Source organism: Kocuria marina (assembly GCA_014652975.1).
GTDB lineage: Bacteria > Actinomycetota > Actinomycetes > Actinomycetales > Micrococcaceae > Kocuria > Kocuria marina.
In genome coordinates this window covers 303252-329296 of the sequence record BMZV01000003.1, presented here as the reverse complement: position 1 = coordinate 329296, position 26045 = coordinate 303252, and the positions used below count along the sequence as shown (strand labels likewise).

Here is a 26045-nt window from a genome sequence, read left to right as displayed (position 1 = left end):
GTCCGGTGCGCCGAAACGCACCGGGTGGCTCGAACCTGCCTGGCGAACCCATCTGGCGGCCCGGTGCAGCCCGGTGTGCTGAGACGCACCCGGATGCTCGAACCGTTCGGGTGGCCCGGCGGGATCGGAGCGCAACCGATCAGGGTTGCTCCCGGCATGGGGACAGTAGAGGCGGTGATCGCTCAGACGAAGATCAACACGAGCACGGTGAACAGCGTGGTCACGCGCAGGGACTCGCCGGAGCGGACGTGGATCACGCCCAGCAGCACGCAGCTCAACAGGGTGGTCACGGCGGCCGCCTGGCCGCCGGCGAGGAAGGCCACGGCCCCCATCGTGAGGCCCGCCACGAGACCGCCCCACGGGACCCACCGGGACCCCTGGAACGTGAGGACCTCCCGGATGGCACGGTGCGAGTACGCCAGCAGGCCCGCGACTAGGAAACTGCGGCCCACCAGGTAGCAGACCCACGCGACCATCGCCAGCCACCCGAGGGGCCCGTACACGTGGAACAGTTGCAGGTAGCGGTCCAGCGGGGCCAGACCCCACGGCGCCCCGATCAATGCGGGCAGCACGATCGCGAGCACCACGGCCAGGACGAAGCACAACAGGATCTCCCGCCAGCGGCGGTGGTCCACCCCGCCGTCGACGCCGACTCGGCCCGCGGCGGCGTCGTCCCGACCCGCGGCACCCCGTCCCACAGCGGCCCGGCCTGTATTGCTCCTGTTCGCGGTGAACGTGCCCGAGGCGGCGTCGTCCCGGCCGTCGACCGCGTCGTCGCGCCCCGCGCCCGCTTCCTCGCTCGGCAGCGGATCGACCCCGCGGCGCCGGGACCAGGCCACCAGGGCGCGCGCGAGCAGCACCCACAGTGCCCCGAGACCCACCCATTCCACGACCTGCCAGCCCAGGGGATAGAAGGTGGATACCGAACCCGTGAGGGTCAGGATCGTCCCGCTGACCACCAACTCCAGCCCGAGTGCCACGAACGAGAAGGTGGCCAACGAGGCCATGAACCCCGGGTCCGCCTCGCGGGCGTCCCAGATCTCCGGCAGTCCGATGCGTCGCATGCCCCCAGTCAACCAGCCGCTGCCGTGCGGGCGGGAATCCCGGGCCCGGTCCCGCGGTGTCCGCGGGGGCCGGGTGTGACGCGAATCAAGGGCCCATGGCCTAAAATGCTCGCGAGGGCTCTGTGAGCGCAGTGCTGCGCTGCATCCCCCCACATCAGGTCGCTCCAACCGGGGGTTCCCGGTGCGGAACGACACACCTCGACGCAGAAGGACACTTATCCGTGGACCTGTTTGAGTACCAGGCACGCGACCTGTTCGAGAAGCACGGCGTTCCCGTGCTGGCCGGCATCGTCGCCACTACCCCAGAAGAAGCCAAGGCAGCAGCAGAGAAGATCGGCGGGGTCACCGTCGTCAAGGCACAGGTCAAGGTGGGCGGCCGCGGCAAGGCCGGCGGTGTGAAGGTCGCGAAGTCCGCCGACGAGGCCTACGAGTACGCCCAGCAGATTCTGGGAATGGACATCAAGGGCCACACCGTGCACCGCGTGATGATCGCGCAGGGCGCGGACATCGCCGAGGAATACTACTTCTCCGTCCTGTTGGACCGCGCCAACCGCTCCTACCTGGCCATGTGCTCGGTCGAGGGGGGCATGGAGATCGAGCAGCTCGCCGTGGAGCGCCCGGACGCCCTGGCCCGCGTGGACGTCAACCCCGCGGAGGGCATCACCGAGGCCAAGGCCCGCGAGATCGTGGAGCAGGCCAAGTTCGACGCCGAGACCGCCGAGAAGGTCGTCCCCGTGCTCGTCAAGCTCGGTGAGGTCTACACCAAGGAGGACGCCACCCTGGTGGAGGTCAACCCGCTGGTCAAGACCGGCGACGGCGAGATCCTCGCCCTGGACGGCAAGGTCTCCCTGGACGACAACGCCGAGTTCCGCCACGAGGACCACGCGGCGCTCGCGGACAAGTCCTCCGCGGACCCCCTCGAGGAGAAGGCCAAGGAGAACGACCTCAACTACGTCAAACTCGACGGCGAGGTGGGCATCATCGGCAACGGTGCCGGTCTCGTGATGTCCACCCTGGACGTCGTGGCCTACGCCGGTGAGAAGCACGGCAACGTGAAGCCCGCCAACTTCCTGGACATCGGAGGCGGCGCGTCCGCCGAGGTCATGGCCGCCGGTCTGGACGTGATCCTCAATGACCCGCAGGTCAAGTCCGTGTTCGTCAACGTCTTCGGTGGCATCACCGCGTGCGACGCCGTTGCCAACGGCATCGTGAAGGCGCTGGACATCCTCGGTGACTCCGCCACCAAGCCCATCGTGGTGCGTCTGGACGGCAACAACGTGGAGGAGGGCCGCCAGATCCTGCGCGAGGCCAACCACCCGCTGGTCACCTCCGCGGACACCATGGACTCCGGCGCCGACAAGGCGGCCGAGCTGGCCCACTCCGCCAAGTAATCGCCCACGCGAACAGCTATCAGGAAGAAGACATGTCGATCTTTTTGAACAAGGACTCCAAGGTCATCGTTCAGGGCATCACCGGCGGCGAGGGCACCAAGCACACCGCGCGCATGCTCGCTGCCGGCACGAACGTGCTCGGCGGTGTCAACGCCCGTAAGGCGGGCACCACGGTGAACCACCAGGACAAGGACGGCAACGCCGTCGAACTGCCCGTGTTCGGCAGCGTGAGCGAGGCCGTGCAGGAGACCGGGGCGAACGCGTCGATCGTGTTCGTACCGCCGGCCTTCTGTAAGGACGCCGTGATCGAGGCCATCGACGCCGAGATCCCGCTCGTGGTGGTCATCACAGAGGGCATCCCCGTGCAGGACTCCGCCGAGTTCTGGGCGCACGCCAAGGCGAACACCGGCGCGGACGGCAAGCCAAAGACCCGGATCATCGGCCCCAATTGCCCGGGCATCATCTCCCCCGAGGAGTCGCTGCTGGGGATCACCCCCGCGAACATCACGGGCAAGGGCAAGCTGGGCCTGGTCTCCAAGTCCGGCACGCTGACCTACCAAATGATGTACGAACTGCGGGACCTGGGCTTCACCACGGCCATCGGCATTGGCGGTGACCCGGTCATCGGCACCACGCACATCGACGCCCTCGAGGCCTTCGAGGCGGACCCCGAGACCGAGGCCATCGTGATGATCGGTGAGATCGGCGGCGACGCCGAGGAGCGCGCCGCGGAGTTCATCAAGGCGAACGTGACCAAGCCCGTGGTGGGCTACGTCGCGGGCTTCACCGCTCCCGAGGGCAAGACCATGGGCCACGCCGGCGCCATCGTCTCTGGTTCCTCGGGCACGGCCCAAGCCAAGAAGGAGGCCCTCGAGGCCGCCGGTGTGAAGGTGGGCAAGACCCCGTCGGAGACCGCGCAGCTCATGCGGGAGATCTTCGAGGGCAAGTAAGCCCCTCCCGGCGCTTCGCCGCCGGTGCATCCACGACGACGCCGCTCGCCCACCTCGGTGGAGGAGCGGCGTCGTTCGTCGTGGTGCCGTTCGGACGCGAGCGTCAGCCGGTGAGGGACAGCGGCGCGGTTCGTCGTGGTGAGAGTCGAGCGCCGGCCGGACGGGATGCGGGCGCGCGATGAGGACCGTGACTCGGGTCAGGACTCAGGCCAGGACGATGGTCCGATTGCCGGAGATCACCACGCGACCCTCCGCGTGCCACTTCACGGCGCGGGACAGGGCCTGGGTCTCCGCCTCGGAACCCACCGCCACGAGGTCCTCCGGGGTGTGCGCGTGATCCACCGGGATCACGCGCTGCGCGATGATCGGACCCTCGTCCAGGTCCGGGGTGACATAGTGGGCGGTGGCCCCGACCATCTTGACCCCGCGCTCGTAGGCCTGGTGGTACGGCTTGGCGCCCTTGAAGGAGGGCAGGAACGAGTGGTGGATGTTGATGCACCGACCCGCGAGCTGTTGTGTGAGCTCGTCCGAGAGGATCTGCATGTAGCGGGCCAGCACCACGAGTTCGGTGTCGTAGGACGCGGCGATCTCGAGCAGTTGCGCCTCGGCCTGCGGCTTGGTGTGCCGGGTGACGGGCACGTGGTGGAACGGCACACCGTAGAAGTCCACGAGGGGTTGCAGGTCCGTGTGATTGGACACCACACCCACGATCTCGATGGGCAGTGAGCCCACGCGCGCTCGGTGGAGCAGGTTCACGAGGCAGTGCGAGATCTTGGAGACCATGACGAGCACACGGGTTTTGTGCCGGGCGTCCACCAGACGGAAGCGCATGTCGTGCTTCTCGGCCACCGGGCGGAACCCCTCGATCAGGGACTCAGTGGTCACGGTGCCCGGTTCGTTCATGGTGTGGCAGCGGATGAAGAATTCGTCGTTGTGCCGGTCCGAGAAATGCTTGACGTCGAAGATGTCGCAACCCTGCTCCGTGAGGTTCGACGCCACGGCGCTCACGAGACCGTAGGCCTCGGGGCAGTGGACGGTCAGGACGTGTTCATCGGACGTGGGCTGCTGGGCCGACATGAGGGGATACTCCTGGGATCGCGGAACGGGGAACGGAGCGGCCCCGGAGCACGGGATGTCATCCGTCCGGGGCCGCAGACGATCTTATCGCCCCGGGCTACACAGCGCGCGGGATGGTCCGGATCTCGGAAGGGGCGTTAACGACCGGTGGCCGCGGGAGCGGACGGTAGGAGCCCGTCCGGCGCGGGGAGAGGTGCGCCTCTGTGAGAGAACCCGCAGCCACCGGCAGGCGATAACGCCTCAACGGGATCAAGCCGTGGGCTGAGCGGCTACCGACGCACAGCATCAACCACAGAGCACCCCCCAGTGCATGTGTGGCGATTTCCCTGTGCGAAGTCTCCCGTTGCGGTGGTTCGTAGAACCACGCCCCCAGAATATCGGAATTTCTCAGATGACTCGGAGCCGGTGAAATTTCATGAAGTGTGGTTCGCGCCAATCGGCCCACCGATTTATGCGTGTAAATCAGCCGGAAATTGACCCCTTAAAGCCGCTCTGACCTGCAATAACAGGGTTTTTCGCCTAGTGAGCGAGGGTTAACAAATGCTAATGAGCGAATATCTCAACAATATTCACTGCACTTGTAGGCCGTAGAGGGGACAAGTAATGCCTCCTGATTGTGGACACGCACCACTTTTATGTCGCACAAATCACACTTCTGCCCACGGAGAACAGTCGTCGTTCGGTACTCACGAGACCGTCGTGTTGAATGCGAGCCCCAGAAGGTAGGTGGCGATCGCGGCCCCGTACCCAATCCCGAGCTGCCGTAGTCCCCGCCTGAACGGGGAGGCGCCGGAGAGCAGCCCCACGAAACCGCCCGTGATCAACAACGCGATGCCCACGAGCGCCATTCCCACGGCCATGGCCACTCCGCCGCCCAGGCCGAAGAGGTAGGGCAGGATCGGGATGATCGCCCCGGACGCGAAGAAGCAGAAGCTCGACGCCGCCGCCCCCAGATCGGTGCCCAGGGCCTGGTTGTCGTCCGTGGCGGGAAGCTCCTCGCCCGGTTCCGTGTTGAGCACACGACGCGCCTTCTCGTCTTGGAACGACAGCGATGGATCGCAGTCGCAGTCGAAGTGTCCGAGTCGCTCGGCCGCCCGGTGCTCTGCAGCCTTCTCGCTCATGCCCCGGGCCCGGTAGATCAGTGTGAGCTCGTTGGCGTTCAGGTCCAACGCCGGCGCCACGCGCAGGGTCACCTGGGTGGGTTGGGAGGCGTCCAGCAGTTCCCGCTGGGATCGCACGGAGACGTATTCGCCCGCTCCCATGGACAGGGCACCCGCGAGCAGTCCGGCGATGCCCGAGAACAGCACCAGGGAACTGGACGTGCCCGTGGCGCCCACGCCCATCACCAGGGCCAGGTTGGACACCAGGCCGTCGTTGGCGCCGAACACGGCGGCCCGGAAGTTGCCGGACAACCGCGTGCGGCCATCGGTTGCGAGCGCGCGGATGATCTCCTCGTGGACGGCCTCGTCCGCCGCCATGGCGTCCGTGGCATCCGGGTCCTCGCGGTACGGGGAGCGGGACTCGGCGCGCTGCAGCAGCGCCAGGACGAAGACGGATCCCACGTGCTTGGCCAAGAACATGAGCAGTTGCGCTTGCAGGGCGGGTCTCGCCGGACGATCGGCGTGGGGTCCGAGCAGACGACGCCAGTGTTCGGCGTGGCGGCCCTCCGCCTCGGCCACGCTCTGCAAGATCTCGGCATGGCGGCCCGAGCTGTGGCGGGCCAGGTGTTCGTACGTGGCGGCCTCGGCGAGTTCGTCCGCGAGGTAGTGACGCCACCTGCGGATCTGGGCGGCAGTGGGTTCCGGTGACTCGGGAACGGTGGAGGAAACGCTGTGGTGCTCGGGCATGTACCCGAATTTTACGCGCGGGTCACCGGCGGTGGTTTCGGGGCTCCGAAGCACCTCGCGCGCCGTCGGCCGTGGATCCCGCCTCGCGCCTGGCTCGCACCTGAACCCGCGCCGAACGCTGTTTGCGCCGCAATACGCTCTGCGCGCCATCGACCGCGGAGCCAGTCAGCCCGCGGAGCCATCCAGCCCGTGGGCCGCTCAGCGTACCGGGACGCTAGGCGACGGCCGGAGCCACCCGCGTCGCGAACGGCAACAGGACCCCCGCGAGCACCCCCGCGGTGATGGGTTTGGGTACGGCGGCCAGGAGTTTGCCGAACAGCCCGGTCGCGCCCAGCACGAGACTCACGAGGGCGGCGACCACGTAGGCGCCCACGGCGTCGGAGAACTCGTAGTTGCTGAGGGTAGCGCGAGCAGGCGGCTCGCGGTGATCTCCGGGGCGGGGAGCGACCCCACGCCCCAGTGGAACTCGTACGGGTCCCCGCACGCCCGGTGACTGCGCATGCCGGCGAGGACGCTGCGCGCGGCCGCCCGCGGCAGGCACGGTCCGCACGTCCACGGCCGTCCAGGGACGGTGGGATCGTCCCACCCCCACGACCTCAGCCGCTCCGCGGGACACCACGGCCCGGTGAACTCGGCGGGTCCGTGGGTGGCGGCCGCGGAACGGCCCGCGACGCGCTGCAGGGCGCACTGCACCCCGCGGGGTCCCGTGCGCACCCACGCGGCGGGAACGTCCGGGGTGCCCTCCGGTGAGTCGTACTCGACCATGAGGAAGTCGTTCCAGAGCATCCCGGCGATGGCCCTGGTGAGGACGGACTCCAGCCGGGACCATGGACAGACCGGCGGATCGGGGACGGGGGAGGCAACCCGGGCCAGCACAACACCGATCCCGGCGCGCCGCAGTGCCACCTCGGTACTCGGACCGTGGCCGTGCGGCGTCCTGCTGTGTGACATGCTCGAGTGCCTCCCAACACCGTGATCACGCAACACCCACGGATCGGGTCAGGGGTCCGCGCACGCGGTGCGGGTGCGCCGGGGCCAGCGTGATCTGTGCTCACGCTAACCCGCTGACCGTGCCGGGTCGACAGGCCGGGGGGAGTGTGACTTCCACGGAAAGGACCCCGCGCGGTGTTCCCGCGTGCGCCCGAGCTCGACCGTCGGCGTGATCGGGACCGTGCAGGGTACTCAACGGACCCCGGGGTTCGCTCAGACACCAACCAGCGCGCGGATGTCCTCGGCGTCGAGCGTGGCGGAGAAGAACCGTTCATCGTCGAGCACGGCCCCGAACAGGTCCGCCTTGCGGGCCTTGAGGTCCATGACCTTCTCCTCGATTGTGCCCTGCGCGACCATGCGGTAGACCATGACCTTCTTGGTCTGCCCGATCCGGTGGGTGCGGTCCACGGCCTGGTTCTCCGCCGCGGGATTCCACCACGGGTCCAGGAGGTAGCAGTAGTCGGCCTCGGTGAGGTTGATGCCGAAACCGCCGGCCTTGAGGCTCACCAGGAACACGGGGGCGCGGCCGCTGCGGAACTTCTCGAGCGCCCCCGCGCGGTCCCGCGTGCTGCCGTCGAGGTAGCTGTAGGCGATCCCGGCGTCGTCGAGGCGCTGGGCCACGATCTTGAGGAAACTCGTGAACTGGCTGAACACGAGCGGGCGGTGGCCCTCCTGAACGAGCTGGGGCAGCTGGTCGAAGAGGACGTCCAGCTTTGAGGATGGCGCCTTGGACTCCGGGTCCACCAGGACGGGGTCCAGCGCCAACATCCGCAGGGTGGTCAGCGACTGGAAGATGGTGAACCGGTTCTTGTCGAAGTTGCGCAGCAGGCCCAGGATCTTGGCGCGCTCACGCTGCAGCCGGCGGTCGTACGCACTGCGGTGTTCGGGGTTCAACCCCACGGGCAGGACGTGCTCGAGCTTGGGTGGCAGCTGCAGGTCCACGTCCGCCTTGGTGCGGCGCAGCATGAACGGGCGCATCCGGGCCCGCAGCCGGGCCAGGGCGTCCGAGTCCATGGCGCGTTCGATGGGACGCTGGTAGTGCTCGGTGAAACGTTTCTTGGACGGGAACAGCCCGGGGGCGGTGAGCGAGAGCAACGACCACAGTTCGGAAAGACTGTTCTCCATGGGGGTGCCGGTGATCGCGAGACACGTGCGTGCCCGCAGGTTCTTCACGGCGCGGTAGGCCTTGGTCCGGGGGTTCTTGACGAACTGGGCCTCGTCCATGATCACCCCGGTCCACTCGACCGAACGGTAGGCCTCCGCGTCCAGACGCAGCAGGGCATAGGACGTGAGCACCACATGGGAATGCGCGGCGGCGTCGGCCACGGAGTCTTTGGTGTGGTTGAGCACGGTGATGTCCAAGGAGGGCGCGAAGCGGCGCAGCTCGGCGGACCAGTTGGCCACCACGGAGGTGGGTGCGATCACCAGGTGGGGCGGCAGCTGCGGGTCCCGATCCGTGGCGCGCAGGATCGCGGCAATGGTCTGCACGGTCTTGCCCAGGCCCATGTCGTCCGCGAGGATCCCGCCCAGTCCGTGGTCCCACAGGAAGCTCAGCCACCGGAAGCCCTCGTACTGGTAGGGGCGCAGGTTGGCCTGTAGGGCCTCGGGGGCCGGGGGAGAGGGGATTTCGTGCAGGTGGGTCAGTGCGCGCACGCCCTCGCGCCACTGCTCGGCCTGGCGGGTGTCCGTGGCGAGGTCCTCAAACTGCTCCCACAGGCTCGCCTGGTAGCGGTTCAACGCGAGCGGCGCGTCCTTGTCCTCCTGCAGGGTGCGAGCCTCGGCGATGAGCGTGCGCAGCCGCGTGAACTCGGGGCGGTCCAGGGAGAAGTAGGAACCGTCCGGCAGCAACATCACGTCCTGGCCGCGGTCGAGCGCTTGAAAGATCTGGGAGAACGGGAGGTAGTGCTCACCGACCCTGATGGTGACACCCAGGCCGAACCAGTCGTGGTGTTCGGTGGGCGCGGTGGACACCGTGATCTCGGTGGGTTCGGTGACCTCGCGGTAGGCGGGACTCCCGCCGGTCTCCACGATGCGCAGGTCGGGGATCTTGCGCAGCAGCGGCAACCACACCCGCAACAGGGTCAGGGCGTCCTGCGCCGCGTACGAACTGCGTTTGAAGTCCAACTCGGGGATCCGGCGGTGCACGGCCTGGACCATGGAGGACTCCCACCGGGACTCGCGGGCCACGGGCTCGTCCCCGAGAGGGTCCAGGGGGCGGAAGGGCAGCCGGATCCGTTCGCGACCCTTCTGGTACTCCCACTCCCACTCCACGCGTTCGGTGAGGTCGTCGTGGTGGATGGTGAGCACGAACTGCGGATCCGCGACCTGGGGCAGCACCAGGGAGTCCTCGCCCGCGATCACGTGCATGCTCTGGTGCAACCGGGGGAAGTAGGTGTCGAAGAACTCCTCCACACCGTCATGCGGGACCGTGAGGGATTCGGCGCGGTCCAGGAACGAGCGCTGCTGCTGATTGAGGCGGGTGCCCAGGGCGACCAGGTGCAACGGGAACTGGTTGAGGTCCTCCGCGGTGTCCAGGGCCGCGGGGGTCGCGTCCGGGTAGAACAGGCCGTGACCTGGCTGGCCGATGATCCGGGTCCAGCGCAGGGGGATCTCGTTCTCGCCCACGATGAGCTGGGGGTGCAGGGCGAGCTCGCCGTGCTCGCCGGGATCCACGCGCACCTCGAACCGGCCGTCGCGATCCACGATCACGGGTGCTCCCGTGCCCTTGGAGACGAGCGGGATCCCGAGCCCCCGGGCGCGCCCCAGGATGGGCCACAACAGGGGAGAGGTGTAGCGCTCCATGTGCAGCTGGTGCCGGTCCGCAGCGTAACTGCCGCGGTGCGACTCGGAGAGCGCTCGCAGCTCCTCGAACCAGTCCAGTTGCTCCGCGCTCAGGTGTCCGGAGCGGGCGTGGGAGGCCAGGTTGCCCCAGTCGATGCCGGTGTGCACCCACCCGTGGCGCTGTCCGCGCAGCACCGGACGGGCCGTGAGACTCAGCGGGGTCTCCCGGGGTGATTCCTGCCACGCTTTCGGTGTGCGGTTCTGCACCCGGGCCAGGTCCAGTTCGAGGGCCACGGTGGGTCCGGATTCCGGGTCCGCCACGACCCTGTCGGGACTCGTGCCGGGCACGATCCGGGAGAGTTCGCTGCGCCAGTCCGGGGCGGCACCCGGACCGCGGGCGTCCGTGAACTGCGCAGCACCATCCATGGCCCCTACCGTACCGCCCGGTGCGGACACGGCCGGGCGCCGGTGGGCGAGGGCCGGGGCAGCGGCGTCGTCGTCGTGCAAACCGGGGGCGCGGTGGGATCGGGCAGTGAACCGCCGACGGGCGGGAACTTATAATCGACAGGGATTGTCGTGTTTCGAGCGCGCCGCACGGCGCAGACGGAGGATTTGTGGCTGACGCTGCCGGTTTCCACACGGGGGACCACGCAATGGCATCCGGACCCCGGGAAGTCGAGTACCTGCGCTGGAACGACGCCGTGGCGCGGGCATTCTTCGGCCCCAGGAGGGCCGGGGAACTGGTCCACCTGGACCTGGACGAGAAGATGCTCGAACAGATCGGCTCGGAATTCGGCCTGGACGGCCCGGCCACGCTGCGTGCGCTTGCCGACTCCGTGACGCCGCTGCTCGTGACGGACGGCTCCCGCCGGTCCGTGTTCGACGCGTTCAACAAGCTCACCGAGGCGTGGTACCGGACGTCCCGGCGCCAGCTCGAGGACCTCACCAGGATTGGCCCGCCGCCCATCGTGGCGCTGTTGGCCCTGTTCGCCCTGGCCGGGCGGCACATGTCCGCGCTCGCGGCGCGCACGGGCAAGAAGTCCGTGTCCACGTTCTACCTGCCGCTCGCGGTGTTGCTGCAAGCGGGCCAGGACAACGTCAAGGCGCTCGAGACCTCGGTGCGCAAGGACTCCGAGACCTACTGGGACGCGCTGCGCTATTGGCTCGAGGCCTTCGACGGCCAACTCGGGTTGCCGTCCGCGTACGCCGTGAACCACCGTCCCGTGGGCCTCGCTCTGTCCCAGACCCTGTTCGGCCCGTCCGAGCTGCGGCAACTGCACCAGATGTTCGAGGACCTCGAACTGACCACGGCGCAGGGGATGAGCGCGGCGGAGCTCGGGATCTACATCGACTTCTGGCTCGACATCGCGGACACCGATGTGTCCAAGAGCCTGCGCAGCATCTGGACCAACCCCCTCACGCGCGATCCCGCGTTGCAGGTCGCGCTCGCCCAGTTGGACGCGTGGGAGTCCGCCCCGGACGACGCCGCCGCGGCCGCCGCCCGCGGCACGCGGCACCTGGGCTCGCGCAGCCCCGGGTTGTCCCTCACGGACGGCACGGACTACGTGGGCAACCCCATCTACGAACTCGGTTTCGTGGTGCCCAAGCGGCTGGTGCCCGGTCGGGAGGTGGATCTCGCGACCACGGTCGGCCCGCGCACCATGTTCCTGTCCTACATCGGGGACGCGTTCCTGGGGATCTCCGCGTACAACGCCCGCATGACGAGTGACACGCTGCTGTCCGGGCAGCTGCAGATCACCGCGGGGGAGCTCACCCTCACGCGTAATCCACGGCCCGTGGTGGTCTTCGCCAAGGACGCGTACTCGGACACGTTCATCTCCGTGGACCACGTCCCCGCGGCGTGGCCGTGCCGGATCATGGTGCGCAATCAACCTGAATGGGTGGATCAGATCCGCGCGATCCTGGACGACTCGGCCTCTCCCGACTACCGCGTGGTGGGCCCGGGGGAGAACGGGGTCTGCGAGGGCTGGGTGCTGTTCGACGACGTCCAGGTGCTGCGTGCCGGTGACCCCGCGCTGACCGTCAACGACAACTTCTCGGCCCTTGTACCCCGCCTGGTCCCCGCAATCACCCTGTCCGGCGGGCTGCGGATCCCCGGGGACGTGGACCGGTTCTCGGCCCTGCGGCCCCCGCAGTTGACCGTCACGTCCGACAGCGACGACCCCCTGTCCGTGGAGTGCGAGTGGCGTAACCCGCACTCGTTCAAGCTCATGAGCACCAAGCTCACCGCACCCCGGGTGCCACCGTTCCAGGTGAGCCTGGGCGGTACGGAACTGGCCCGCGAGGACGGCCACCTCAAGCCCAACGACTACACGCTAGTGCTGCGTTCCGGGCGCACCGTGAAGCAGCGCCTCGAGTTCCGCGTGCGGGACAGTTCCTACTACATCACTCAACGTTCCCTGGGCTACGACGGTGAGATGGTCCACGTCGCGGAGGAACCGTTGTGGCCCGTCACCGCGGTAACGCGGGACGAGATCCCGGATGAGTACGTCCAGGGCTCGTTCGACAACATGGACCCCCACGAGGCCGCCGTGGACGAGGTCCCCGTGCCCGAGGTCGCCGGGTGGGAGTCCGCCGAGGGGCAGATGTTCCCCGAGCGCAGCAACGAGCTGCCCGAGGCCCCGGACGTGTCCTGCATGGTCACGGGCAAGCACAAAGTGATCCTGCCCCCCATGGATCCCAAGGCCAAGGCGCCGTGGGTGTTCGGGCGCTGCAAGTTCTGCGGGCTCACCAAGCGCTACCCCGGCCGGCTCACCAAGCTCTCGGCGGTGGGTCAGACGGGTTCGGTCGAGGCACTGCAGTTCATCGGCCCGGACGAGGGCGAGTACCCGGGGTCCTGGGCGCCGTTCAAGGACATCCTCACGTTCTTGGGTGGCGGCAAGCGGTCGAGCCTGTCCATCGTGGCGCGCCAGCTCGAGGACTCCGAGCGCTTCGAGGAATGGTTCGTGGGTCACCTGCAGGCCCTCGGTTTCCTGGAGGTGATCCGGGACGAGAACTGGACGGTGCGCCGCTGGCAGGTGTGCTCCCCGGCCCTGACCCAGCTCGTGGACGGCTCCATCCTGCTCACGGGCGGGTGGAAGACCGACCAAGAGGACGCCGTGACGCAGGCGGTCGGGGCCCAGGGTGGTGAGGTCGTGGTGCTGTCCCCGGAGGACCACGCGACCACCATGCTCCAGGATGTGGACCTCGACGCGCTGAGTAAGCTGCTGCCCGAGGGGCTGTGCGACGTGGTCTACGACGCCGGGCCCGTCATGCTCGACACCCTGCCCCCGTTGTCCTCGGTCGTCGCCGGGCTGCCCCTGAAGGAGATGCAGTACAACGGGGTCGCGGAACGCTTCGTGCCCGCGGACGCCACGTGGGAGGCCACGGACGACCGCAACCAGGCGGGGCTGTATCGGATCAACCACCACCACAAGACGCGCTACGTCTACCGCACCGCGGAGGACGTGGTCTCGGGTCACGCCCGTCCCGTGTCCTCGGGGCTCGGCAAGCACCTCGCGGCGCGGGACACCGGCACGGCGTTGGTCAGCTACGATCCCGAGCTGCGGTTGCTCTCCGTGCCCATCGGTGCCGCCCTGCCGGGGCTGTACGCGCGCGCCACGGTGCTGTGCTCGGGGCTGCTGCCCACGCTCGTGGACGAGGACTTCTCCCTGAACTACGGGGACGTCTCCGAGGAGTTCGCGAGCGCCCTCGTGGCCAAGCTGCTGGGCTGACAGTGCCGCCCCGGGCGAACGGGGGGTGTGCTCGTGGGGCCGCGCGGCTGCATTCGGCTGCTGCGCGGCCCTCCCCTACAGTGAGGTGGCGTGCCATGACTAACGGCTGGTAGTAAGGCGCCTCAACCCCGGGTCGTCCGACGTCCGACCCGCATCCCCGACGTGACCACACACGATTCCTCGTCCATCCGTCACCCACGCCCGGGCTCGTCGCCCGTCGCGGATCCGCCCGCCCCGTCCGGGCCCCTCGCTCTGCGCCACCCCGGTTGCCCGTCTACTGGCGGGTCTTCGTGGCCGCGGCAACCCTGCTTGTCTCGCTGTCCGCCTGGGCCACGGAGGCACCCGAGCACGCCGACGCCGTGATCGGCGGCGTGGTCGCGTGGGTTGCCTCCCGGCTGGGGTGGTTCTACATCCTCACGGCCGCTCTCGTAATCGTGTTCGTGATCCTGGTCGAGGACAGCAGGCACGGCACGATCAAGATGGGCCCGGACCACGCGAAACCCCAGTTCAACCTGTTCACGGGGTGGGCCATGTACGCCCTGATGGGCATGGCGTTCGGTTACTTCGCCTACCGCTTCGACATGCCGTTGAGCATCCGCTCCGCGCTCTATCCCCTGATCGGGCGCCGCATCTACGGGGTCGCCGGCGACGCCGTGGACACCGCGGCGCTGCTGGGGACCATCTTGGGCGTGGACAAGGGCATCCGGCGGCTTTCCGAGCTGAACATCATCCTGGCGATCGGGCTCATGCTGTACGTGCTCATCACCGGGCGCACGGCGTTCCTGCTGGATGCAATCGTCAAGGGCGTGAGCGGATTGCGCGTGGCAGACGCCTCGGTGATGCCCGAGCTCGTGACGGTGAACCCGAACATCACGGTCTTCATGAGCGGTGAACGCGCCGCCGAGCTGATCGCCCAGGACCGGGACGCGACCGCCCGGTGAGCACGGCCGCCAAGAACCGAGCAGGCTGAGAACATGGGTGTGGCCCGGGTCCGTCCGGACCCGGGCCACACCCGACCGTGGAGTTCGCGGTCGCGGGAACCGTGCTCGCGAGGACTACGCGGGCAAGGGCTCCAGCTTGTAGAAGGACACCCCGCCGGTCACCCGGGACGCCCCGGGGACCAGGAGTCTGCTGTACTTGGCGCACCACTGGCCGCGCCCCCGTGTGTGCTGTGCGGCGAGTGCGACCTCACGGGCGTCGTCCGCGAAGTACTCGTGCTCGTGACCGTCCGATCCCGTGATGGACACCACGTGCCGGGCGGGGTCCGCCTGAACGGTGACGTCCACCCACTGTTCGCGGGTGTCGGGGTGGGATTTCTGGGTTGTCGTGTTCATGTTGTCGGGCCTCTGATTTTTCCGGTCGCTTGCCGGAACCACACGTGTGGCCCCGGCCGCTTCGTCATCCAATCCACCCCTGAACCGAGGGTTGGCGTACGCCGAGTTGGAGCTCTGGGCGCGCGGTGACGTCCTTGTCGTTGCGCGGGCGCATCTCGTGAAGCTGCTTCGAGCCTATCCGTGGATTCGGGGGACTAGCCAGGCGCGGACCGAGAATGTCATCAAAACTTAATCAAGCTTCTGTTGAGTAACATCTGGCACCCGGCGGCGGTTCTCATGGGGTGCGCAGGTCGCTGCGGCGCGTGCCGCGCATCCGGGAGGTGACCGTGCGAGCGCGCGCGTAGTGGCCCAGCAACTGCTCGCACACGGCACCCCACGTGCGCTCCTGCACGCACTGGTGGGCGGTGCGCGCGAAGGCGAGGCGTTTGGCGTCGTCGCCCGCGAGGTCCCGGACGCGCTCGCGCAACCCGGCCAGGTCACCCGGGGCGTAGAGCCACCCGTTACGCGAGGAGTCCACGAGGTCCAGGGGACCGCCGCGGCCCACGGCCACCACTGGGACCCCCGAGGCCATGGCTTCCTGGATGGTCTGGCAGAACGTCTCGTGCTCACCGGGGTGCACGAACACGTCCAGCGACGCCATGGCCGTGGCGAGTTCGGTGCCCGTGAGGAAGCCCTCGAAGTGCGCGTTGGGCAATACCGAGCGCAGCGACTCCTTCCCGGGACCGGAACCGATGATCACGAGCCGGGTGTCCGGCAGGGCGTCGATCGCGGCGAGGTCCGCGACCTGCTTCTCGGGGGCCAACCGCCCCACGTATCCCACGAGTCGCTTGCCGCCGCCCACGCGCTCGCGCCACGCGTGATCGCGCAGCGCGGGACGGAACCGGCTCGTGTCCACTCCGCGGCGCCACATGTGCACCCGCTGGACGCCGTGCTCGTGGAGCTGGCTGATCGACGCCGTGGAGGGAGCGAGAGTGAGGGTCGCACTATTGTGCATCGCACGCACGTGGGACCACATGGCGGTCTCCAGCACGGACGCCCCGTACCGGGCGGCGTAACCGGGCACGTCCGTCTGGTACACGGCCACGCACGGCAGGCCCAGACCCTTGGCGGCCTGGATGGCCTGCCAGCCCAGCACGAACGGGGACGCCACGTGCACCACGTCCGGCGCGAAACGGGCCAGGATGCGCTGCATGCGACTCAGGGTGCAGCTCGCCACGCGGACCTCGGGATAGCCCGCGAGCGGCAGGGACGGGATGCGCTCGATCCGCACGCCGTCCACGTGGTCCACCGAGCCCAGGAACAGGGTCTTCTCGTAGGAGGGGGCGATCACCATGGCCTCGTGCCCGTGATCCCGCAGGTGTTCCAGGACGCGGATCACCGAATGAGTGACACCGTTGACGTGGGGGAGGAACTGTTCGGCCACCAATGCGATTCTCACGGTTCCCACTGTGGGCCCGGCGCCTCACGGGGGAGTCACCCGGGGGTGGCCCGCAGGTGAAGTCCGGGCTAACTTCGCTGCCCGTGGTGCGCGGGTGAACGTGAAAAGATGTCCGGTGATGAAACTTCCCTCACTGCCCGGCGTGGTCTCGGGCGTACGCGACCGCTTCACGTCGCGCGGTTCGTCCCCCGTGCGCGCCGCCGACGTGCCCCGCCCCGAACCGGACGACTCCCCGGGACTGCCCATGCCGCTCGCGCTGCAGGGCGTGATCGAGCTGCTCGCGGTGGCCGTGGTGGGCCTGTTGCTGGGCACCGTGCTCTTGGGTGCGGTATGGGCTGCGGGGGGCTTCGCGACCCTGGGCGCGGGCGGGAGCCTGCAGCTCGCCGGTCAGGTCTGGTTGCTCGCGCACTGCGTGCCCCTCACGATCCAAGCCATCCAGGGCCTGTCGCTGGACGGTGGCGGGACGGTCACGCTCGTGCCTCTAGGGCTCACGCTGATCCCGTTCGGCCTCGCGGTGATCGCGGGCCGCCGGATCGCCCGGGCGTGCTGGCGCGGTCAGTTCCTGATCCCGTTCTTCGCCGGGATGCTCGCGTACGCGCTCTTCGGTGCCCTCGTGGGCTGGCTCAGCCGCACCGAACAAGTCTCGGTGGACCTCGTGGCGGCCGCCCTGTTGCCCCTGGTCCCGGCCGGGTTGGGCACCCTCGTGGGCGGGTGGAGCGCTTCGCGCTCGCTCGCCGCGGTGCTCGGGGCCGACGTCGCGTCCTGGTTGCAGCGCACGAGCCAGCACTCACGCTGGGCCGGTTCCTACATGTGGGCCGTGATCCGCGCCGGTTTCCTCGCCGCGGTCACCGCTGTGGCGGCCGGTGCCCTGTTGTTCGTGGTGGCGCTCGCGTGGAACTGGGACCGCGTGATCACGGTCTACCAGGACCTCGGTACCGGCGCTGCGGGGGACACCGCCCTGACGGCACTGCAGTTCGGGTACCTGCCCAACATGGTCGTGTGGGCGCTCACGTGGGCCACCGGTGCCGGCTTCTCGCTGGGCACCGGGACCCTGGTGTCGCCGTTCCAGAGCACGCTGGGACCGCTGCCGCAGTTCCCGGCGCTCGCCGCGCTGCCCACCGGTGACCCGTGGCTGTACGCCCCTGCGGTCCTGGGGTTGCCCGTGCTCGCGGGTCTGCTCGCGGGGTGGTGGTTCTGCCGCGAGGGTGAGAACCACCTGGACGACTGGATGGCCATCCGCCTGCCTCTGCGCTGGATCACGTTCGTGCTCTCCACCGTGCTCACGGCGGTGTTCATGGCCGCGGTGGGGGCGGGCCTCGTGACCGCGCTCGCGTGGCTCTCCAGCGGTTCGCTGGGCATCGGCAGGCTCACGGACATCGGCCCGCACGCGTGGCACGTGTTCCTGTGGCTCGGTGCCGAACTTGCGGTGGGCGCCACCGTGGGGTGCCTGGCCGGGCCCTGGCTCGAACGCGAGGGCTACCGTTCCCGCTCCCGCGCCGAGGCGGACGAGCTCCCCGAGTCGGATTCCCCGGCCCCGGAGGACGACGCCGCTGTGGCCCACCACGACGCCCTGCCCGCCGCTGGCGCCGCGCACGGTTCCCGCTCGGCTTCCGGCCCCGGCGCCGGGCAGGATGCTCGCACGGCACCCGGTGGCCGTCCTGGATCCGGGGCGGCCGTCCCGGACGGCGAGGTCACGGCTCGGGGTGTCCGGGGTCTGTTCCGGGGCCGCGCGTCGCGCGCTGCCGCCGAGCCCGAGCGGGAGTCCCAGCCCCGCGGCGGGTCCACGGCCGTGGGACGATCGGCAGACGAACCGGGACTGTCCCGCCGTGAGGAGACCAAGCGTCGTCGTGCGCAGCGCAGGTCCGAGAAGCGCAAGGCCGCGCGGCTGGCCGCCCTCGACGACGAGCGGGACTGAGACGACGATGAACCGATCCTGGCGCCGACGGGCTCGGGCGTCCCAGGACGTGGGACTGGGCCGATGACGAACCGCTCTCGATAGCAATGGACTCGCTGGGAACGGGCGTCTCAGGACCCGGGACCGGCGGAGGTCGGCGAGGTCGCTCCCGGTGTAGCACTCCCCGAAGGGGCAGGGTTCGAGGCGCTCGGCGTGGGCGTGACAAGGGAGGCCTCAGGCGTGGCGGTGGCCGTCGGATCGTCCTGCGGCGCACCCGTCTCGAGGGGCGCACCGGAGAAGTGCTTCCACACGTTGTCGTTGAGCTGTTGCTCGCACCGGCTGGTCGAGGACAGCGTGAGGGCTCGCTCGGTGCATTCCTGGTAGACCTGGGTGGCCGGCCACACGAGCAATCGGGTGCCACCGCCCAGTGCATTGATCACACCCCACACGATGGCCAACACCGCGAGCACCGTGATCAGGACCCGTGAGGACGAACCGCGGGAGCGCGCGAGCGCGATGATGCCCAGCACGATCCCGGCGATGGCGAGTACGAGCCCCGCTACGGTGGACCACACGTCACCCACCACGAGTGCGGAGGCGAGCACCGCGAGGGCCGCGGCCACCGCGGCGAACCGGAGCCGAGCGCCGTCGCCGTCGGAGGGGTCCCCGGACTGGGGGCCGCGAGGTGAGGGCTTCTCACCGCGCGGGTCGCCGGCGTGCGGGCCACGGTGCTGCGGGCCGCCGGAGTGCGGTCCCCCTGAGTGGGAACCCCCGGAGGGGGAGCCGCCGGAGGTCGAATCCATCGAGTGCGTGGCGTGGGGCGGCGTGCACCGGTGGCGGGAATCGTGCATACCCACCACTGTAGGCGAGCCGACGGACCGAGCAGCGCCGCGGGTGCGGCACCGCCGCGGCGCCATCGAGGCAGCCTCGCTGGATAGAGTGGGCCCATGCGTTTAGTGGTTCTGGTCTCGGGCTCCGGTACGAATTTGCAGGCGATGATCGACGCCCTGCACCAGGGGGACGTGGAGGTGGATATCGCCGCCGTGGGTGCGGACCTGGAGTGCGCCGGTCTGGACCGGGCGCGCGCCGCGGGCATCGACACCTTCGTGGTGCCGCTGTCCGAGTACCCGGACCGGGAGCAGTGGAACCGTGCGCTGCAACGACGCGTGGCGTCCTACCACCCCGACCGCGTGGTGTTCGCCGGGTTCATGCGGATCGTGGACGCGGAGTTCGTGTCCGTGTTCCCGAGCCGGATCATCAACACGCACCCGTCCTTGTTGCCGTCCTTCCCCGGTGCCCATGCCGTGCGGGACGCCCTGGCCTACGGCGTGAAGGTCACGGGCGCCACGGTGCACGAGGTTGTCGCGGACGTGGACGCCGGACCCATCCTGGCCCAGGTCGCGGTCCCCGTGGCCGAGGACGATACCGAATCCGTGCTGCACGAGCGGATCAAATCCGCCGAGCGCACCCTGCTCGTCAACGCGCTGGCGAAACTGAGCTGGGACGTCACGAGCACCGACCCCGATCTGCCCCGGTCGTAGACTGAACCGGGCTCCGGCCCGCCTACCGTCCGTACCCTCGTCCCCACTGGAGAGCTCGTGAACACTGCCGACCTGAACCGTGTGCCGCTCAAGCGCGCACTGATCTCCGTGTACGACAAGACCGGTCTGGAGGAGCTCGCGCGAGGGCTCCACGACGCCGGCGTGAGCATCGTCTCGACCGGTTCCACCGCCGGGACCATCCGCGGCGCGGGGGTCCCCGTGACCGAGGTCTCCGAGGTCACCGGGTTCCAGGAGTGCCTGGACGGGCGGGTCAAGACCCTGCACCCGCGCGTGCACTCGGGAATCCTCGCGGACCGGCGCAAGCCGGAACACATGGATCAGCTCACCGAGCTCGAGATCGAGCCGTTCGACCTGGTGATCGTGAACCTCTACCCGTTCCAGGACACCGTGCGCTCGGGTGCGGAGCAGGACGCCGTGGTGGAGCAGATCGACATCGGTGGTCCGTCCATGGTGCGCGCGGCCGCCAAGAACCACGCCGCGGTCTCCGTGGTCGTGGATCCCGCCGGTTACCCGGACGTGGTGCGCGCGGCCCAGGAGGGCGGTTACGACCTCGCGGCCCGGCAGAAGCTCGCGGCGGCGGCGTTCGCCCACACCGCGGCCTACGACACCGCCGTGGCCACGTGGACCGCCCAGCAGTTCGACCACGACCCCGAGGCGAACTTCTGGCCCCCGTACGCGGGTCTCGCGCTGCAGCGCGCGGAGTCCCTGCGCTACGGCGAGAACCCGCACCAGAAGGCCGCGCTCTACACGAACGACGCCGCGGCGCCCGGGATCGCGCAGGCCGAGCAGTTGCACGGCAAGGCGATGTCCTACAACAACTACGTGGATGCGGACGCCGCCGTCCGCGCCGCATTCGACTACGACGAGCCCGCCGTGGCCGTGGTCAAGCACAACAACCCGTGCGGCGTGGCCGTGGCCACCCCCGGCGCGCAGGACCCCATTGCGGACGCCCATCTCAAGGCCCACGCGTGCGACCCGCTCTCCGCGTACGGCGGTGTCGTGGCGGCCAACCGCACGGTCACGGCGGACATGGCCCGCAACCTCAAGCCCATCTTCACCGAGGTGGTCGTGGCCCCCGAGTTCGAGCCGGAGGCGCTCGAGATCCTCGGGGCCAAGAAGAACATCCGCCTGCTCGCGCTGCCCGAGGGCTTCGGCCGCGATCCCTTGGAGTACCGCGGGATCTCCGGCGGCGCACTGTTCCAGCAGGCCGACCGCCTCGACGCCGAGGGCGACGACCCTGCCGACTGGACCCTGGTCTCGGGTGACGCCGCGGACGAGAAGACCCTGGCGGACCTCGAGTTCGCATGGCGTTCCCTGCGAGCCGTGAAGTCCAACGCGATCCTGCTCGCGAACGACGGTGCCTCGGTGGGCATCGGCATGGGCCAGGTCAACCGCGTGGACTCGTGCCGCCTGTCCGTGGAGCGGGCGAACACGCTCGCCGAGGATCACGCCGAACGTGCCCGCGGTGCGGTCGCGGCGTCGGACGCGTTCTTCCCGTTCGCGGACGGGTTGCAGGTGCTCCTGGACGCGGGCGTGCGCGCCGTGGTGCAGCCGGGCGGTTCCATCCGTGACGAGGAGGTCATCGAGGCGGCCCAGGCCGCGGGCGTGACCATGTACCTCACGGGGGCGCGGCACTTCTTCCACTGAGCGGCATCCACCGAGCCGCATCCACTGGGCGACACTCACTGAGCCGCTCCCGCCGGGCTACCGCGTTTTCACCCGGCGTACGACGACGCGCGGTCCCGGGCTTCCGGGGCCGCGCGTCGTCGTGTGTTGCGGTTGTCCAGGCGGGCTCAGGAGAACATGGCGCGGTGTTCCCGGGAGAGCTCGATGTAGTTCTGGGCGTTGCGACTCACGGCATGCTGCTCGTCCACGGACAGCTCCCGCCGGACCTTGCCCGGGACCCCGGCCACGAGGGAACCGGGCGGGATGCGTTCGCCCTCGAGTACCACGGTCCCGGCGGCGATCAGGCTCCCTCGGCCCACCACGGCGCCGTTGAGCACGGTGGCGTTCATCCCCACGAGGACGTCGTCCTCCAGGACGCACCCGTGGATCACCGCGTTGTGGCCCACGCTCACGCGCTCGCCGATGGTCGTGGGGTGGTCCGGGTCCGAGTGCACCGTGACGTTGTCCTGCAGGTTGGAGTTCGTCCCGATCCGCAGGGGGGAGCGGTCACCGCGCACCACGGCGCCGTAGAAGATGCCCGCCCCGGCACCCACCACCACGTCACCCACGATCGTGGCGTTGGGTGCCACGAAAGCGGAGCGGGCCACGGAGGGCCGGTGCTGACCGTAGGGCAGGATCAGGGGTTCGCGGGCGGCGTCGGCGCCCGTGGGCTCGGAGAACTGTGTCATGAGCCATAGCATAGTGCGCGCTCGCGCTCGTCACGACGCCGCCGGTAGCCGCCACTCGCCCGGCGCGTGGCCGGGGCTCGGCCCGGTGTGCGCCCGGTGAGCAGGCGCACCCGAGCCGCGCGGCGTTGTCGTACGGCCACGGTTCGGGGCGGGGCTCAGCCTTCGCCGGCGTCGGAGATGAACCGGCGCCGCAGGGCGGCCATGGCCTTCTCGGGACGCCGGGACTCGCGGTGGCGCAGTGACACCGCGATCTTCTGCCCGCCCTTGAGCACGTACTCGGCGCCGTTGACGTGCACCGTGACCGGATCCGCCTTGACCGAGCTCGCCTCGAGCTCCAGGATGTCGTGGTCCAGCGAGACCTCGATGACCTGACCGCAGTACAGGACCGTGAAGTCCACGGCGTCCAACTCGCGGGGCAGGGCGGGCTGGAACTCAAGCCACTGGCCCCGCACGCGCAGCCCGGCGTACGCGCGGGTGATCACGTCCACCGAACCGGCCATGGCACCCAGGTGGATGCCCTCACCCGTTGTGCCGCCCTGGGTGTCGTCCATGTCGATCATGAGCGCGTCCTGGAACGAACCCCACGAGCGGTCCGGGTCGAGCCACGCGAGCACCGCGGCATTGACCACGCGGGACAGGGACGAACCGTTGGAGGAGCGCGCGATGTAGTGGTCCACGGTGCGCTGGATGGCGTCCAGGTCCGTGGTGTAGCCCATGCGCGCGAGTTCCTCGATCAAACCCTCGGGGCCCAGCAGGTACACGAGCATGATCGTGTCCGCCTGCTTGGAGAGCTTGTAGTTGTTGGTCAGGTCGCCCTCGTTCTCGAGCAACAGGTCCAGGCGGCCGATGTTGCGGTACTTGGTGCGGTAGAAGTCCCAGTCCAGTTCGGCGAGTTCGTCGTAGCCCTCGAACTGCGCGATCGTGCCGTCCGCGTTGAACGGGACGTACATGTTCTCGGCCATCTTGAGCCACTTCTGGACCTCCTGCGGGGAGATCTCGAAGCGGGACTCCAGGTCCTCGCGCTGGTGCTCGACCATGTCGTGGAAGATGTGGGCCGAGTGACGGAACAGCCAGGACGTGAGCACGTTGGTGTAGGCGTTGTCCTTGAGCCCGCCACCGTGCTGGCCCGCGGGGCCGTCGTGGTACTCGTCGGGGCCCATGACACCGGAGATGTGGTACTTGCCGTCGTGCGAGTCGTACTCCGCGAGGGACGCGAACAGGCGGGTGATTCCCACGATCAGCTCGGTCCCGTGGCCGGAGAGCCAGTCGATGTCCCCGGTGGACTCGTAGTACACCCACGCGTTGTACGCGATCGCCAGGCCCACGTGGAACTGGCGCCACGAGTTGTCCGGCAGCCAGCGCCGGGAGTGGTGGTTGTACAGCTCGGGCGGGGTCTCCTCGCGCCCGTCGGAACCGGACTGCCATGGGAAGGCCGCGCCGTAGAGACCGAAGTCCCGGGCATGCTGTTGGGCCATAGCCAGGCGCCGCCACCGGTAGGAGAGCAGGGACCGGGTCACGTGCGGCTGACGCATGTTGATCACGGGCAGGATGAACAGCTCGTCCCAGAAGATGTGGCCGCGGTAGCCCTCACCGTGCAGACCGCGGGCGGGGATGCCTGCGTCCCGCAGGGACAGGTGGGGGGCCAGGGTCTGGGCCGCGTGGAACAGGTGGGTGCGCACTGCGAGCTGGGTGGCCACGTGCTCGGGGGTGTCCTCCGCGGCCTCCAGGGTGACCTCGTAGCGGTCCCACAACCGGGCCCACTCGATCTCGTGAGAGGCCAGCAGCTTGCGCACCCCGAACGGCGTGCGGTTCAGCTCGGCGAGCGCTCCCTCGCGGGGGGAACCGATCGCGGCGTCGCGGCTCGTGACCACCGCGGTCGTGCTGTCCACGAGCACGGGGTTGTGCGGGTCGATCTGCACCGTGTAGCGGCGGAACTCGATCCCGCCGGGGCGCACCTCGCGGCGCTCGCGCACGGGGGTTTCGGACTCGATGCGCGTGCGCTGGGCCATCGCGATCTCGATTTTGGACTGGGAGGTGCGCACGAGGGACAGCAGGGTCTCGTGCTCGTCCGGCAGGGTCGTGGACTCGAGTAGCGCGAGGTGGTGGGCGTTGAGTTCCCGGTACTCGGCCACGCCGCTGTTGGTCACGGCGGGGTCCACACCGGTGCGCACGTGCAACCGCCCGCTGAATCCACGCGAGACGATCCGGGTCTCCTGGGCGCCCAGGTGGCGGTAGCGCAGGGACACCAGGCGGCGCTGGGTGATCTCCAGGCTGCGCGGGGGTTGGTCCGCGCCGGGGTCCTCGTCCGCTTCCGTGAGCACGAGCGTGCGGGTCAGCAGACCGCGGCGCAGGTCCAGTTCCACGCGTTCCTCGGAGGGCTTCATTCCGCCCTCGGACCACCACTGGCCCTCCGCGAAACGCAGGTCCAGGTGCAGCCAGTTGGGCACGTTGACCATGGACTCGTGCTCCACGTCCCGGCCGTTGATGTGGCTGAGCACCCGGTTGAACACGCCAGCCAGGTAGGTTCCGGGGTAGTGGACGGTGTTCGCGGCGAACTCACAGGCCGCGCCGCGCACGCCCATGTAGCCGTTGGCCAGGGTCAGCAGGGCCTCGCGGCGGGGCTCGGTGGCGGGGTCGAAACCGTCGAACACGAGCGCCCACGGGTCGTCCCGGCGCGCGCCCAGGTCCAGCTCGGCGACGTCGTTGAGCACCACGTGGGCGCCCGCGCGGTAGAGCCGTTCCCGGGCACCGTCCCGGTTGATCCCCACGACCAGGCCGAAGTCGCCGGCGGCACCGGCCTGGACGCCGGCCACGGCGTCCTCCACGACGACGCTCTCGCCGGGGGCCACGCCCAGCAGGCGTGCGCACTCGAGGAAGGTGTCCGGGGCGGGCTTGCCCGGCAGGTCGTGCGAGGCGGCCCAATTGCCGTCCACGATGCGGTCGAACAAGTGCTGCAACCCGGCGGCCTCGAGGACCACGGCGCTGTTGCGGCTCGCGGTCACCAGCCCCACGGGCACACCGCCCTCGCGCAGCCGCTCGATCAGGGCCACGGTGCCCGTGAACACGCGCACACCGTGCTCGCGCAGCTCCTCGTGGAAGAAGCCGTCCTTCGCGGCGGCCTGGCCCTGCACGGTCCAGTCACCCGGCTGCGGGTCCTCGTGGCTCTGGGCCTCGGGGAGCATGGTCCCGCGGGCGGCGAGCAACGCGCGGACGCCGTCCTCGCGACGTCGTCCGTCCACGTACGTGCGGTAGTCACCGCCCATGTCGAACGGGCGCCGGTCCACCTCGGTGGCCGGAGCTACGGGCTCGAGGCGGGGATCGGTCAGCAACCGGTCGAAGAGCTTCTGCCACGCGCGGGCGTGCACCCCGGCGGTGTCGGTCACCACACCGTCCATGTCGAAGATCACGGCGGCGTACGGGGTGCGCACCACGTCCACGGGTTCCGGCGGCGACTGGCCGTCGGTGATGCGCGGCATGGAAGCGGTGAACGGGGCGGTGGGAAGAACGTTCACGGCGCGAGATCTCCTAACACGAAGGATCAGGACGTGGGGCGGGACGATGCGAATGCTCGCGCTCGCTGAGCGAGAGCGGCAGCCCGGCTGCGCTGTGACGGCTGCCGCGCGCAGGGG

At 69.4% G+C, this 26045-nt stretch carries 18 protein-coding genes and 1 riboswitch; of the genes, 7 read left to right on the top strand and 11 right to left on the bottom strand.

All coding sequences use genetic code 11. The features are described 5' to 3' along the window. Positions 1 to 182 precede the first annotated feature (182 nt). The gene (locus IE157_RS12950; RefSeq protein ID WP_241247064.1) at positions 183 to 1064 is read right to left on the bottom strand and encodes a hypothetical protein; all 882 of its coding nucleotides are present in this window, start codon (positions 1062 to 1064) and stop codon (positions 183 to 185) included. Positions 1065 to 1285: 221 nt separating this feature from the next. Here IE157_RS12950 and sucC point away from each other — a divergent pair, with 221 nt between their 5' ends. Then, positions 1286 to 2455: an ADP-forming succinate--CoA ligase subunit beta gene (gene sucC, locus IE157_RS09230; RefSeq protein ID WP_064847201.1), complete on the top strand. Its 1170-nt coding sequence runs from the start codon at positions 1286 to 1288 to the stop codon at positions 2453 to 2455. 32 nt (positions 2456 to 2487) lie between these two features. Then, positions 2488 to 3405, top strand: coding sequence for a succinate--CoA ligase subunit alpha (gene sucD, locus IE157_RS09225; protein ID WP_064847200.1), 918 nt, complete (start codon positions 2488 to 2490; stop codon positions 3403 to 3405). A 204-nt stretch (positions 3406 to 3609) separates the two neighbouring features. On the opposite strand, the gene purU is transcribed toward sucD, so the two are convergent. From purU to IE157_RS09205, 5 genes are all read right to left on the bottom strand, one after another. Continuing rightward, positions 3610 to 4482 carry a formyltetrahydrofolate deformylase gene (gene purU / locus IE157_RS09220; protein WP_193519794.1) on the bottom strand — a complete coding sequence of 291 codons (873 nt, stop codon included), beginning with the start codon at positions 4480 to 4482 and terminating at the stop codon, positions 3610 to 3612. Between the two features lie 686 nt (positions 4483 to 5168). Continuing rightward, positions 5169 to 6329 carry a VIT1/CCC1 transporter family protein gene (locus tag IE157_RS09215; RefSeq protein ID WP_193519793.1) on the bottom strand — a complete coding sequence of 387 codons (1161 nt, stop codon included), beginning with the start codon at positions 6327 to 6329 and terminating at the stop codon, positions 5169 to 5171. 214 nt (positions 6330 to 6543) lie between these two features. Continuing rightward, a complete protein-coding gene (locus tag IE157_RS12945) occupies positions 6544 to 6675 on the bottom strand; it encodes a hypothetical protein (protein WP_318281416.1) in 132 nt (43 codons plus the stop codon). After that, complete coding sequence (locus IE157_RS12940) at positions 6672 to 7280, bottom strand: hypothetical protein (protein ID WP_318281415.1); 609 nt, start codon at positions 7278 to 7280, stop codon at positions 6672 to 6674. The genes IE157_RS12945 and IE157_RS12940 overlap by 4 nt, the downstream gene beginning before the upstream one ends. Before the next feature lie 252 nt (positions 7281 to 7532). Next, complete coding sequence (locus IE157_RS09205) at positions 7533 to 10526, bottom strand: DEAD/DEAH box helicase (protein ID WP_193519791.1); 2994 nt, start codon at positions 10524 to 10526, stop codon at positions 7533 to 7535. Positions 10527 to 10753: 227 nt separating this feature from the next. Here IE157_RS09205 and IE157_RS09200 point away from each other — a divergent pair, with 227 nt between their 5' ends. Together IE157_RS09200 and IE157_RS09195 are read left to right on the top strand one after the other, a co-directional pair. Then, entirely contained in the window at positions 10754 to 13834 is a 3081-nt protein-coding gene (locus IE157_RS09200) for a hypothetical protein (RefSeq protein WP_318281414.1), read from the top strand. A 290-nt stretch (positions 13835 to 14124) separates the two neighbouring features. Continuing rightward, on the top strand, positions 14125 to 14775 hold the full coding sequence (locus tag IE157_RS09195) for a BCCT family transporter (protein WP_318281413.1): 651 nt from the start codon (positions 14125 to 14127) through the stop codon (positions 14773 to 14775). A gap of 114 nt (positions 14776 to 14889) precedes the next feature. Here the strand turns inward: IE157_RS09195 and IE157_RS09190 are convergent, their stop codons facing one another. Both IE157_RS09190 and IE157_RS09185 read right to left on the bottom strand, forming a co-directional pair. Continuing rightward, positions 14890 to 15168 (bottom strand): hypothetical protein, encoded by a 279-nt coding sequence (locus IE157_RS09190; protein WP_035963768.1) that lies wholly within the window; start codon positions 15166 to 15168, stop codon positions 14890 to 14892. 20 nt (positions 15169 to 15188) lie between these two features. Continuing rightward, positions 15189 to 15331: riboswitch (SAM riboswitch) on the bottom strand. A 111-nt stretch (positions 15332 to 15442) separates the two neighbouring features. Further along, on the bottom strand, positions 15443 to 16606 hold the full coding sequence (locus tag IE157_RS09185) for a glycosyltransferase family 4 protein (RefSeq protein ID WP_318281412.1): 1164 nt from the start codon (positions 16604 to 16606) through the stop codon (positions 15443 to 15445). Positions 16607 to 16724: 118 nt separating this feature from the next. On the opposite strand from IE157_RS09185, the gene IE157_RS09180 reads away from it, so the two are divergent. After that, complete coding sequence (locus IE157_RS09180; RefSeq protein WP_318281411.1) at positions 16725 to 18521, top strand: cell division protein PerM; 1797 nt, start codon at positions 16725 to 16727, stop codon at positions 18519 to 18521. Positions 18522 to 18631: 110 nt separating this feature from the next. Here IE157_RS09180 and IE157_RS09175 read toward each other — a convergent pair whose 3' ends face one another. After that, entirely contained in the window at positions 18632 to 19351 is a 720-nt protein-coding gene (locus IE157_RS09175; protein WP_193519787.1) for a DUF308 domain-containing protein, read from the bottom strand. A 96-nt stretch (positions 19352 to 19447) separates the two neighbouring features. On the opposite strand from IE157_RS09175, the gene purN reads away from it, so the two are divergent. Continuing rightward, positions 19448 to 20041, top strand: coding sequence for a phosphoribosylglycinamide formyltransferase (purN, locus tag IE157_RS09170; protein ID WP_193519786.1), 594 nt, complete (start codon positions 19448 to 19450; stop codon positions 20039 to 20041). A gap of 57 nt (positions 20042 to 20098) precedes the next feature. Then, positions 20099 to 21709: a bifunctional phosphoribosylaminoimidazolecarboxamide formyltransferase/IMP cyclohydrolase gene (gene purH, locus IE157_RS09165; RefSeq protein ID WP_085107029.1), complete on the top strand. Its 1611-nt coding sequence runs from the start codon at positions 20099 to 20101 to the stop codon at positions 21707 to 21709. Positions 21710 to 21855: 146 nt separating this feature from the next. Here purH and IE157_RS09160 read toward each other — a convergent pair whose 3' ends face one another. Together IE157_RS09160 and IE157_RS09155 are read right to left on the bottom strand one after the other, a co-directional pair. After that, positions 21856 to 22416, bottom strand: coding sequence for a gamma carbonic anhydrase family protein (locus IE157_RS09160; protein ID WP_193519785.1), 561 nt, complete (start codon positions 22414 to 22416; stop codon positions 21856 to 21858). Positions 22417 to 22571: 155 nt separating this feature from the next. Continuing rightward, positions 22572 to 25928 (bottom strand): beta-phosphoglucomutase family hydrolase, encoded by a 3357-nt coding sequence (locus IE157_RS09155; RefSeq protein WP_064847190.1) that lies wholly within the window; start codon positions 25926 to 25928, stop codon positions 22572 to 22574. Between the last annotated feature and the right edge of the window lie 117 nt (positions 25929 to 26045).

Bases quoted from the DNA above. Each gene is read 5' to 3' on its own strand.
- sucD (WP_064847200.1), top strand. From the start codon at position 2,488: ATGTCGATCTTTTTGAACAAGGACTCCAAGGTCATCGTTCAGGGCATC.
- IE157_RS09180 (WP_318281411.1), top strand. From the start codon at position 16,725: ATGAAACTTCCCTCACTGCCCGGCGTGGTCTCGGGCGTACGCGACCGC.
- IE157_RS12950 (WP_241247064.1), bottom strand. From the start codon at position 1,064: ATGCGACGCATCGGACTGCCGGAGATCTGGGACGCCCGCGAGGCGGAC.
- IE157_RS09175 (WP_193519787.1), bottom strand. From the start codon at position 19,351: ATGCACGATTCCCGCCACCGGTGCACGCCGCCCCACGCCACGCACTCG.
- IE157_RS09215 (WP_193519793.1), bottom strand. From the start codon at position 6,329: ATGCCCGAGCACCACAGCGTTTCCTCCACCGTTCCCGAGTCACCGGAA.
- IE157_RS09200 (WP_318281414.1), top strand. From the start codon at position 10,754: ATGGCATCCGGACCCCGGGAAGTCGAGTACCTGCGCTGGAACGACGCC.
- purN (WP_193519786.1), top strand. From the start codon at position 19,448: ATGCGTTTAGTGGTTCTGGTCTCGGGCTCCGGTACGAATTTGCAGGCG.
- IE157_RS12940 (WP_318281415.1), bottom strand. From the start codon at position 7,280: ATGTCACACAGCAGGACGCCGCACGGCCACGGTCCGAGTACCGAGGTG.
- IE157_RS09205 (WP_193519791.1), bottom strand. From the start codon at position 10,526: ATGGATGGTGCTGCGCAGTTCACGGACGCCCGCGGTCCGGGTGCCGCC.
- IE157_RS09190 (WP_035963768.1), bottom strand. From the start codon at position 15,168: ATGAACACGACAACCCAGAAATCCCACCCCGACACCCGCGAACAGTGG.
- purU (WP_193519794.1), bottom strand. From the start codon at position 4,482: ATGTCGGCCCAGCAGCCCACGTCCGATGAACACGTCCTGACCGTCCAC.
- IE157_RS09160 (WP_193519785.1), bottom strand. From the start codon at position 22,416: ATGACACAGTTCTCCGAGCCCACGGGCGCCGACGCCGCCCGCGAACCC.